Origin of the sequence: Nitratireductor aquibiodomus, assembly GCF_900105565.1 — a bacterium.
Classification (GTDB): domain Bacteria; phylum Pseudomonadota; class Alphaproteobacteria; order Rhizobiales; family Rhizobiaceae; genus Nitratireductor; species Nitratireductor aquibiodomus.
This window is the reverse complement of record NZ_FNSL01000001.1, coordinates 1,008,663-1,019,768: the sequence shown is the minus strand read 5'-3', so window position 1 is coordinate 1,019,768 and position 11,106 is coordinate 1,008,663. Positions and strand designations below refer to the sequence as shown.

General features: G+C 60.9%; 7 protein-coding genes and 1 riboswitch. All 7 genes read left to right on the top strand.

The window, feature by feature from the left end:
• Positions 1-90: 90 nt before the first annotated feature.
• A riboswitch (cobalamin riboswitch) is annotated at positions 91-302 on the bottom strand.
• A 275-nt stretch (positions 303-577) separates the two neighbouring features.
• Positions 578-2,230 (top strand): ABC transporter substrate-binding protein, encoded by a 1,653-nt coding sequence (locus BLW55_RS04825; RefSeq protein ID WP_090327103.1) that lies wholly within the window; start codon positions 578-580, stop codon positions 2,228-2,230.
• An 81-nt stretch (positions 2,231-2,311) separates the two neighbouring features.
• On the top strand, positions 2,312-3,349 hold the full coding sequence (locus BLW55_RS04820; RefSeq protein WP_086008139.1) for an ABC transporter permease: 1,038 nt from the start codon (positions 2,312-2,314) through the stop codon (positions 3,347-3,349).
• Between the two features lie 12 nt (positions 3,350-3,361).
• A complete protein-coding gene (locus tag BLW55_RS04815; RefSeq protein ID WP_090327102.1) occupies positions 3,362-4,519 on the top strand; it encodes an ABC transporter permease in 1,158 nt (385 codons plus the stop codon).
• Between the two features lie 22 nt (positions 4,520-4,541).
• Positions 4,542-7,160, top strand: coding sequence for a dipeptide ABC transporter ATP-binding protein (locus tag BLW55_RS04810; RefSeq protein ID WP_090329889.1), 2,619 nt, complete (start codon positions 4,542-4,544; stop codon positions 7,158-7,160).
• 97 nt (positions 7,161-7,257) lie between these two features.
• Positions 7,258-8,205, top strand: a complete 948-nt coding sequence (locus BLW55_RS04805; RefSeq protein ID WP_177175017.1) for an SH3 domain-containing protein — start codon at positions 7,258-7,260, stop codon at positions 8,203-8,205.
• A 195-nt stretch (positions 8,206-8,400) separates the two neighbouring features.
• Entirely contained in the window at positions 8,401-9,753 is a 1,353-nt protein-coding gene (locus BLW55_RS04800; RefSeq protein WP_090327097.1) for an NAD(P)-dependent oxidoreductase, read from the top strand.
• A gap of 14 nt (positions 9,754-9,767) precedes the next feature.
• The gene (preA, locus tag BLW55_RS04795; RefSeq protein ID WP_090327095.1) at positions 9,768-11,078 is read left to right on the top strand and encodes an NAD-dependent dihydropyrimidine dehydrogenase subunit PreA; all 1,311 of its coding nucleotides are present in this window, start codon (positions 9,768-9,770) and stop codon (positions 11,076-11,078) included.
• The last annotated feature ends 28 nt before the right edge of the window (positions 11,079-11,106 follow it).

Sequence of the window (11,106 nt, the reverse complement as noted above, 5' to 3'; positions counted from 1 at the left end):
AGAGCGACAGACGCCTGACTTCAATCCCCCCGCCAGCGATGACAATCGCCACCACTGCGAGAAACACAGCCCCGGAAGCGTCCCGCATCCGGTCGGTGACGGCCTGAGGCAGGTTTCCTGGCTCGCGCTTCGTCGGCTGCCTCGCCTTCCCGGGCCTTGCGCCCAGTGGCATTGGAGGAGCCTCAGCGCTCACAGTTGCGGGAGCAGCCACGGCTGCGGTCACATGAAGAATGACCGTTCCGTGTTCCCTTTTCCTCCGGCGGGCGGACACCTGCCGGAGCACCTCAAGCGAACCGAAATCGCTTAGCAACTGGCTCCGGCAGCGTCAATCGGCAGGTGCGCGCAGGTCTGCCAAGTGTGCTGCTTCGGGTCAGTGCTTGTCATGAGGGTAAGGTGGCTCTTGTTGCAGAATCGGCTCTTCGTGTAGTTTTTGCGGCAATACTGTCGCAAATCCGTCATTGGAATTGTCGAAAAAGTTGCAGAATTCGCTTTCCGAACCCTGGGGAATTTTGACATCGGGGGCGGGATGGGAAATGCTAATCGAGAACCGAAAACGGTAGATAACGGGAGTGCGTCGATGACGTTTTTCAAGAGCAATGGCGAGAAGGTGCCGGCCCGCGTTGCCGAAATGGCGGATGAGGCACGATCCGGCCGAATGGACCGGCGTGAGTTTCTTGCGCTCGCAAGCGCACTCGGCGCATCGACGGCGGCAGCCTATGGAATGCTGGGCCTGGCCGCTCCCGGGCAGGCCATGGCGCAGGAGCCGAAAATGGGCGGCACGCTGCGTGTCGCCATGTTCATCAAGGACCCGAAAGACCCGCGCACGGCCGACTGGTCGGAGATCGCAAACGCCATGCGCCAGACGCTTGAGCCGCTGGTGAAGTACACGCGCGATTTCACCTTCGAGGGCAAGCTTATCGAAAGCTGGGAAGTCAACGAGGATGCGACCGAATACATTCTCCATGTGCGCCCGGGCGTGACCTGGAACAATGGCGATGCCTTCACGGCAGATGACGTGATCTACAATTTCAACCGCTGGTGCGACCAGACCGTGGAAGGCAATTCCATGCCGGCCCGTATGGCCTCGCTCGTCGATCCGGAGACCAAGAAGGCGCGCGAAGGCGCGATCGAAAAGGTCGACGACATGACGGTGAAGCTTAACCTGTCGGCGCCTGATATTTCGATCATTCCCGGCATGTCGGACTATCCGGCCCTTATCGTTCATCCGAGCTTTGACGAGACGGGCCGCGATTTTGTTGCCAATCCCATCGGCACCGGTCCCTTTGAGCTCGTGTCCTACGAGGTCGGCAACCGGGTGGAGCTGAAGAAGCGGGCCGACGGCAAATGGTGGGGCGGCGAAGCCTATCTCGATGGCATCGAGTTCATCGACTACGGCACGGATCCGTCCGCGACCGTCAGCGCGTTTGAATCCGGAGAAATCCACGCGAATTACGAGACCACTGCCGATTTCGTGGATATTCTCGATTCCCTCGGGTTGGTGAAGTCAGAGGTCACAACCGCCACAACGATCGTGGCCCGCACCAATGTCAACAACAAGCCCTATGATGACGACAAGGTGCGCCGCGCGCTGCAGCGCGCCGTGGACAACACGACCGTTCTGGCGCTTGGCTACAACAATGCCGGCGAGGTGGCCGAGAACCACCATGTCTGCCCGATCCATCCTGAATATGCAGAGCTGCCGAAGCTTGAGCGCAATCTGGACGAGGCGAAGGCGCTCATGGAAGAAGCCGGCCAGATGGACCATGAGCACGAACTCATCACCGTGGACGAGGACTGGCACAAGAATACGGGCGACGCCATCGCCGCCCAGTTGCGCGAGGCCGGCTTCAAGGTGAAGCGCACGGTGCTGCCCGGCTCCACCTTCTGGAACGACTGGACAAAGTATCCCTTCTCCATGACCAACTGGAACATGCGTCCGCTGGGCATCCAGGTGGTGGCGCTCGCTTACCGCACCGGCGAGGCGTGGAACGAATCCGCCTATTCCAATCCGGAGCTCGACAAGCTGATCGAGGAGGCGCTGGCCATTCCGGATCCGGACAATCGCCGCGAGGTGATGAAGCAGATCGAGGAGATCATCCAGGGTTCGGGCATCATTCTCCAGCCCTACTGGCGCAAGCTCTACAATCACTCGGTGGAGGCCGTGAAAAACCACGGCATGCACCAGACCTTTGAGATCGATCTCGAAAAGGTCTGGCTCGACGAGGGCTGAGACAAGAACCTGAAGGGGCCGAAAGGCCCCTTTTGCGCAGGCAATCAATAACAACCTCCGTCAACGGGGGAAGGGGAAACCGTGCTTGGGTTTATTCTGAGACGTCTGGGCGTCATGGCATTGACGATGCTGTGTCTGACCCTTGTCGTTTTCTTTCTGGTCAATCTGGAGCCGAACCTCAAAAAGCTCGCGATCAGCCAGCTCGACATGCGCTCCTCGGCGGAGCAACTCGAGAGCTGGCTGCAGAAAAATGGCTATCGCCAGAATTTCTTCGTGCGTTATGGCCAGTGGCTTGGCGTCGTGCAGAAACAGCCGAATATCGATCCGGAAACCGGGGTGGCTTCACCGCGGTTTTCCTATTGCGACGAACCGGCGGAACCCTATTACGGCGGCATACTTCAGGGCGACTTTGGCTGTTCGACCAAGTTCAAGGTGCCTGTGGCCGAAAAGCTCTTTCCGGCGCTAGGCGCCACCGGCATCCTGATGTTCTGGGTCATGGTGGTGATGGTTCCCGTCGCACTTCTGATCGGCGTTCTTGCGGGGATGCGGGAGGGTACGCGAACGGACCGAACGCTTTCCGTCGCCTCGATCGCCACCACGGCAACACCGGAATATGTGTCCGGCGTGATCTTTGCGGTCATCTTCGCCTCATGGCTCGGCTGGCTGAACGGCTCGGCCGCGACAGCCACGCGGCAGGGCATCTCCTTCTACAATTTCACCCTGCCGGTGATGACGATGGCGATTTACGGCATCGGCTATATCGCGCGCATGACACGGGCCTCCATGGTGGAGGTGATGACGCAGCAATATATCCGCACCGCCCGCCTCAAGGGGCTGGGCTTTCGCGCCGTGGTGATCAAGCACGCGCTGCGCAATGCGCTGATCGCGCCCTTCACGGTCATCATGCTGCAGTTCCCCTGGCTTCTGACGGGTGTCGTCATCGTCGAAGTGATGTTCCGCTATCAGGGTTTTGGCTTCACGCTGGTGGAGGCGGCCAGCAACAACGACATCGATCTGCTTTTAGGCTGTTCTCTGGTGTCGGTCTTCGTCGTCCTGTCCACGCAGCTTATTTCGGATGTGGGCTATGCCTATCTTAACCCGCGCATTCGCGTGCAGTAAGGAGGACGCGCGATGCAGGTAGAAACCCTTGGTACCTTCGGCATCATCTTCGGCGTGCTGGCGCGCTTCTGGCCGGTGTGGATCGCGCTGGCGGTCATTCTGTTCTTCAGCCTGCGTTTTCGTGAACGCCTCGGCCTCTACGGTCAGCTCTTTGAGACGGGCGTCGGCGTCGCCGGTGTTCTGATCTGCTTTTTCTGGCTGTTCACGGCGCTTTTCGCCGCAACGGTCGCTCCGTTTGACCCACTGGCGCAGTTCCCGATTATGAAGAATGTCCTGCCCGGCGCCATCGAACCGGAAAGCGGGCAGGCTTTTCTCTTCGGCGGTGACAGGCTGGCACGCGATGTTTTTTCGCGCATGGTCTATGGCAGCCAGATCGTGCTGATCATCGCGCCTGCGGCGACGCTCTTCGCCCTCATGGTGGGCACCACGCTCGGCCTGCCGGCGGGTTATTATGGCGGGCGGATCGACAGTTTTCTGTCGTTCCTCGCCAATCTGGTCCTCGCCTTTCCCGTTATCCTGCTCTTCTATCTTCTGGTGACGCCGGGCATCCGAGAGACGCCAATTCCGCAATGGATGGCGGGCGTCTTCTTCATCTTCCCGATCGTGTTCTTCGTGACGCTATTCTGGACGCGCTTTCGCAGCCGTCCGCAGCTTCTGGCCATACAGCTTGCCGTGACATTGCTGGTTGGCGGCTGGGCCTATCTGGGCCTCGTGTTCGATGCCGATCCGCTCGGCATCATCTCGATCAGCTCCAATCAGCTCAACATTTTCGTGGCCGTGGTCTTTGCCTCGTCCCCGGGCGTTTTCCGCATCGTTCGCGGACTGGTGATGGACATCAAGACAAGGGACTATGTGGCAGCAGCCCAGACGCGTGGCGAGACGCCCTGGTACATCATGCTGTGGGAAGTGCTGCCCAACGCGCGCGGTCCGCTCATTGTCGATGTGTGCCTGCGAATTGGCTACACGACCATCCTTCTTGGAACGCTCGGCTATTTTGGCCTCGGTCTTGCGCCCGAAAGCCCGGACTGGGGTACCGGCATCAAGGAATCGAGCCGGCTGCTCAGGGCCTATGTGCACCCGGCGCTGCCGCCCGTTTTTGCCCTCATGTCCTTCGTGCTCGGGCTGAACCTGCTTGCCGATGCGCTGCGTGAGCAGTCACTGAAGGATTGAGATGAACACTGAGAGCGACGCCATGAACGAAGCCATCAGCATCACACGCGGCCAGAAGAGCGGTAAGCCGATCCTCGAAATCGAAAACCTCTCCATTTCCTTCTTCACGCGTGCCGGCGAAATCCCGGCGGTGATGGATTTTTCCTGCGAGGTCATGCCCGGCGAGGCGATGGGCATTGTGGGCGAATCCGGCTGCGGCAAGTCGACCGTTTCACTCGGCATCATGCGCGACCTGTCCAATGTCGGGCAGATCGTCGGCGGGCGCATTAAGTTCAAGGGCCGTGATATGGCCGAGATGAGCGAGGAGGAACTGCGCCAGATCCGCGGCAATGAGATCGCAATGATCTACCAGGAGCCGATGGCAAGCCTCAACCCGGCCATGAAGATCGGCCAGCAGCTCATGGAAGTGCCGCTCATTCACGACAATGTCTCGAAGGGCGAGGCGTGGCGCCGCGCGCTGGAGATGGTGGAAGCGGTGCGGCTGCCCGATCCCGAACGCATGATGCGGTCTTATCCGCACCAGCTCTCCGGCGGCCAGCAGCAGCGCATCGTCATCGCCATGGCGCTTCTGTCTAAGCCCGCACTGCTTCTGCTCGACGAGCCGACAACCGCGCTCGACGTGACAGTCGAGGCGGGCATCGTCGAACTGGTGAAGGGGCTGGGGAAGAAATACGGCACGTCGATGATCTTCGTGTCGCACAATCTGGGCCTTATCCTTGAAACCTGCGATCGCGTGACGGTCATGTATTCGGGCGAGGCGGTGGAAACGGGCCGCGTTGAAGACGTTTTCGACCGGATGCGCCATCCCTATACGCAAGGGCTGTTCCGCTCCATTCCGCTGCCGGGTGCCGACAAGAATGAGAGGCCCCTGATTGCCATCCCCGGCCAGTTGCCGCTGCCGCATGAGCGCCCGAAGGGCTGCAATTTCGGCCCGCGCTGCCAGCATTTCAAGGAAGGTCTCTGCGATGCCGGAGAGGTGCCGATGCTGCCGATTGAAGGGCATGAGCGGCACCATTCCCGCTGTCTGCGCTTTGATGAGATCGACTGGAATGCGCTGCCGGAAGGCGCGCTCGCAGACAAAGAGCCTATCGAGCCCGGCAAGCCGATGCTCCGCATCGAAAATCTCAAGAAATACTACCACGTCGCCGCCAACAGCATCTTCGGTGGCGGCGATACCAAGACCGTCAAGGCCAATGAGCAGATCAGCTTTGAGGCGCGGGAATCGGAAACCGTCGCAATAGTGGGCGAATCCGGCTGCGGAAAATCGACCCTCGCCAAGGTGCTTCTTGGGCTGGAGACAGCGACGGATGGCGAAGTGGTGCTGGCAAACGAGCCCATTCAGTCCACGGCGGTCGAGGACCGGGATACGGGCACGGTGGCCGGCATCCAGATGGTGTTTCAAAACCCGTTCGACACGCTCAATCCAAGCCATTCCGTGGGTTCGCAGATTGTGCGCACGCTGGAGAAGTTCAACATCGGCAACACGCTGGCCGAACGCAAGCAGCGCATGCTGGAACTGCTCGATCTTGTGAAGCTGCCACGGGCCTTCGCAGAACGCATGCCGCGCCAGCTTTCCGGCGGGCAGAAGCAGCGCATCGGTGTCGCCCGTGCCTTTGCCGGCAATGCCAAAGTGGTGGTGGCGGACGAGCCCGTCTCCGCGCTAGACGTTTCCGTGCAGGCGGCGGTGACCGAACTGTTGATGGACATTCAGCGCAAGAACAAGACCACCATGCTGTTCATCAGCCATGACCTGTCCGTCGTGCGCTATCTGGCCGACCGTGTGGTGGTCATGTATCTCGGCCATATCGTGGAGCAGGGGACGACCGACCAGATATTCGCGCCGCCCTATCATCCCTATACAGAAGCGCTCCTTTCGGCGATCCCGATTGCCGACACGTCTGTCCGCAAGAAGCATATCGTGCTTGAAGGCGACATTCCCTCGGCGATGAATCCGCCCTCGGGCTGTCCGTTCCAGACACGATGCCGTTATAAGGACCAGGTTCCGGGCGGCAAGTGCGAGCGGGAGGTGCCGCCGTTGAAGGATCTGGGCGACGGACATTTCAGCCTTTGCTGGCTGGACGATGACGTTCTGAAATCCATGGAGCCAGTGATCAGTTTCGACGCGCCGCGGAAAACCGGCAAACCGGCGCGCCGGCAGGGGAAGGCAAAGGCGGCCAGTCAGAAACCGAAGGCAAAGGGCGAAATCCGGCCGATTGCCGGAGGTCGAAAGCCGGTCAGGGCTTCCGCGGCGGGCCTGTCAGCGGTGCCGGGCTCCTCCTCGCCGAAACGTGTTCAGGCGGAGGCCGGCGGCGGGCGTCAGGCGGCATCTACCCGCGTGAAGCCGGCAACCGCGAAGATCGGGAAAGATGCTAAGCCCGCCCGTATGCGCAAACCGAAGCAGCCGGATGATCTGAAGCTGATTTCCGGCGTGGGGCCGAAGCTGGAGGCGCGGCTCAACGATCTCGGCGTCTACACCTTTGCGCAGATCGCGGCCTGGAAAAAGGCTGAGCGCGACTGGGTGGACGATCATCTGAGCTTCAAGGGACGCATCGAACGAGACGACTGGGTGAAACAGGCCAAAGCACTCGCCAGAGGCGGTGTTGAGGAATATATGCGGGTGTTCGGCAAGAAGCCGCGCTGAGCGTGGTCCCGTCTGGTATTTTAAGCGATCTGTTCTGGATATCGTTACGACTTTGCAGCACTTTGCGCCGGCCAGTCGATGTGCGAAGGAGAGTCGCGTGCCTGCCCGGATCGTTCAGATTTTGCTTGTGTTGCTGACCTTTGCCGGTTTGTCGGTTTCTTTTTCGGATGACGCCCACGCACGGCGTGGCGTGGAAGCCGAGGCGACGGCTGATTTGAAGCTGCGCGAGGGTCCGGGCCTGCGCCATAGAGCCGTTCTCACCATCCCGCGCGGCGCGCGTGTTGCGACATTGCGGTGCACGCGCGGCTACGCCTGGTGCGAGGTTGGCTATGCTGGGCGCACAGGCTGGGTTTCCGCGCAGTATCTGCGTGACACGCGTCCGCATTATGGGGATCGACCGATTTCGGATGTCGGTGCCCTGATTGGTCTTGAGATCTTTGACTTCGTGATGCGTGAATTGGATGAGCGCGACCGCGACAGCGCGTTTGAAGAGGCCGGAGGGGCTGGCGGAGATCGACGCCCCACGCCGCGCAATGCCTGTTTCTATGATCGCCCGAATTTCAAGGGCCGCCGGTATTGTGCGGGGATCGGAGATGACGTGCGCGGCTTGCGCGGGCGCATCGCTTCGATCCGGGTTGGAGAGCGCACATCGGTCGAGATCTGTTCGTGGCCTGATCGTGACGGGCGCTGCAGCCTGCTCACGCGCGATGTGCCTTTGCTTCGCCGGGGTGACGCGGCTTCCAGTTTTCGCGTTCTTCGCCGGCGGGCAGGGGATGAGCAGGACTTTGAGCCCATGAGCCGGGCCTGTTTCTATGAAGGGGTGGATTTTCGCGGGGCGAGCCTCTGTTTCGATGCAGGTGACGGAAGCCCACGGTTGCCGCGTGAATGGATCGGTCGCATTGCGTCCGTCCGTCTTGAGGGCGGGGCCGAGGCGCGCATCTGCGAGCGGCGCAATTTGACGGGCTGGTGTGAAACGATTGAGCGCAGCATGCGACGCCTGCGCGATTACTACACCGACGACATCCGCTCCATCGAGGTCTACTGAGTGAGGATCGGCAGCGGATCCTTCAGAACACCGGCCTGCACATGGGCGTTTTTGCAAGAAATATCTGAAACTTAAAACATGATAATGGAATTCACCTTTCTTTTCAAAGGGATGTTCGACGCGTCAAAATTTGACCGATTGATAAAAAAATGAAACTGCGTTAGCCTTTCCCCAATAATAAAAGGGGAATACGGAATGGCTGATGGTCTCTATGCGGACGGCATCGCCGCCGGCCGCCTTTCCGGTGAGGAGTACGACAGGAACTTCTCCGACCTGCATCCACCGCTCGACCACCACGAGGCGGCCGTGGAGGCGGATCGCTGCTACTTCTGCTTCGATGCGCCGTGCATGACGGCGTGTCCGACATCGATTGACATACCCATGTTCATCCGCCAGATCGCCACGGACAATCCGCTGGGGTCTGCCAGAACGATCTTCGACCAGAACATTCTTGGTGGCATGTGCGCCCGCGTCTGCCCGACGGAGACGCTGTGCGAAGAAGCCTGCGTGCGTGAAGAAGCGGAGGGCAAGCCGGTGCAGATCGGCCGCCTGCAACGCTATGCCACCGATGCGGCGATGGCCGCAGGCGCACAGTTTTATGAGCGTGCCGCGCCAACCGGCAGGCGGGTTGCCATCGTCGGGGCCGGACCGGCGGGACTTGCCTGCGCGCATCGTCTGGCCGTGCACGGGCATGACGTCACGATCTTTGAGGCAAGGCCGAAGCCCGGCGGCCTCAACGAGTTCGGCATCGCCGCCTACAAGACGCCGGACGGGTTTGCCCAGGCCGAGGTGGATTATGTGATGGCGATTGGCGGCATCACGCTTGAGGAAGGCAAGGCGCTGGGGCGGGATTTCTCGCTCGGTGATCTCCGCCGGGATTTCGACGCCGTGTTCCTGGGCATGGGGCTGGCCGGCGTCAACGCGCTCGGTGCTGAGGGTGAAGATGTTGAAGGCGTGGAGAGGGCGGTGGACTACATCGCACATCTGCGCCAGGCGCAGGATCTTGCCAGCATGCCGGTTGGTCGCCGTGTCGTCGTGATCGGCGGTGGGATGACGGCCATCGACGCTGCCGTTCAGGCAAGGCTCCTTGGTGCCGAGGAGGTGACGATCTGCTATCGCCGGGGCCAGGAACACATGAACGCATCCGAATTCGAGCAGGATCTGGCCGCCTCCAAAGGCGTTGTCATCCGGCACTGGCTGCAGCCCCGGCGCATTCTTGCCGACAAGGGCAGGGTCACGGGGATCGAGCTCGAGTACACGGTGCTGAAGGACGGAAAGCTTTCAGGCACCGGTGAGGCACTGACCCTGCGCGCCGACCAGGTGTTCAAGGCCATCGGGCAGTCTTTCGAGGCTGGGGTTCTGAACGGCTCCAGCGCATCGATTGCGCTTGAGGGGCGTCGCATCAAGGTGGACGAAGAAGGGCGAACCTCCATGCCGAAGGTCTGGGCCGGGGGCGACTGTATCGCCGGTGGCGACGATCTCACCGTTTCGGCGGTCGCGCAGGGGCGTGACGCGGCCGAGAGCATCCACCGCGCATTGGCCGGCTGAGGAGCGAGAAACCCATGGCAGACATTCGCAGCAATTTCGTTGGTATCAAGTCTCCCAATCCGTTCTGGCTTGCTTCCGCACCGCCCACGGATAAGGCCTACAATGTTGAACGCGCCTTCAGGGCGGGCTGGGGCGGTGTCGTCTGGAAGACGCTTGGCGAGGAGGGCCCACCGGTCGTCAATGTCAATGGGCCGCGCTATGGCGCGATCTGGGGGGCTGACCGCCGGCTTCTCGGCTTGAACAACATCGAGCTCATCACCGACCGCGATCTTTATCTGAACCTGCGCGAGATCAAGCAGGTGAAGAAGAACTGGCCTGACCGGGCACTGGTGGTTTCGCTCATGGTGCCCTGTGAGGAACAGGCCTGGAAGGCGATCCTGCCACTGGTGGAGGAAACCGAAGCCGACGGGATTGAGCTCAATTTCGGTTGTCCGCACGGTATGAGCGAGCGCGGCATGGGCTCCGCCGTGGGGCAGGTGCCCGAATATGTCGAGATGGTGGTGCGCTGGTGCAAGCAGACCACGCGAATGCCGGTCATCACCAAGCTGACACCGAACATCACCGATGTGCGCAAACCGGCCCGCGCCGCTCATGCCGGCGGCACGGATGCGGTGTCGCTGATCAACACGATCAACTCGATCACGGGAGTGGACCTCGACAGCTTTGCGCCCGAGCCCACCATTGATGGCAAGGGCTCTCATGGCGGCTATTGCGGCCCGGCGGTGAAGCCGATTGCGCTCAACATGGTGGCCGAGATCGCCCGTGATCCTGAAACTGCCGGTCTGCCGATCTCCGGCATCGGCGGTGTCACCACATGGCGGGATGCCGCCGAGTTCCTGGCGCTTGGGGCCGGGACAGTTCAGGTCTGCACCGCCGCCATGACCTATGGCTTCAAGATCGTCGAGGAGATGATCGAGGGGCTGGAAAACTGGATGGACGCCAAGGGGCACGCCACACTCGATGATGTGATCGGCCGGGCAACACCAAACGTGACCGACTGGCAGTATCTCAATCTAAACTACGTCACCAAGGCGCGGATCGATCAGGATCAATGTATCAAATGCGGTCGCTGCCACATCGCCTGCGAGGACACGTCGCATCAGGCGATCACCGCCATGGTGGACGGAAAGCGCCATTTCGAGGTGATCGAAGAGGAGTGCGTCGGCTGCAATCTGTGCGTCAATGTCTGTCCGGTGGAAGGCTGCATCGACATGGTGCCACTGGCCGCCGGCGCGCTCGACAGGCGCACGGGTGAAAAAGTTCAGCCCTCTTATGCCAACTGGACGACACATCCCAACAATCCGTCCAGGGTGGCTGCCGAATAGCATTGGTGAGCGGCGGTGGGATGCCGCC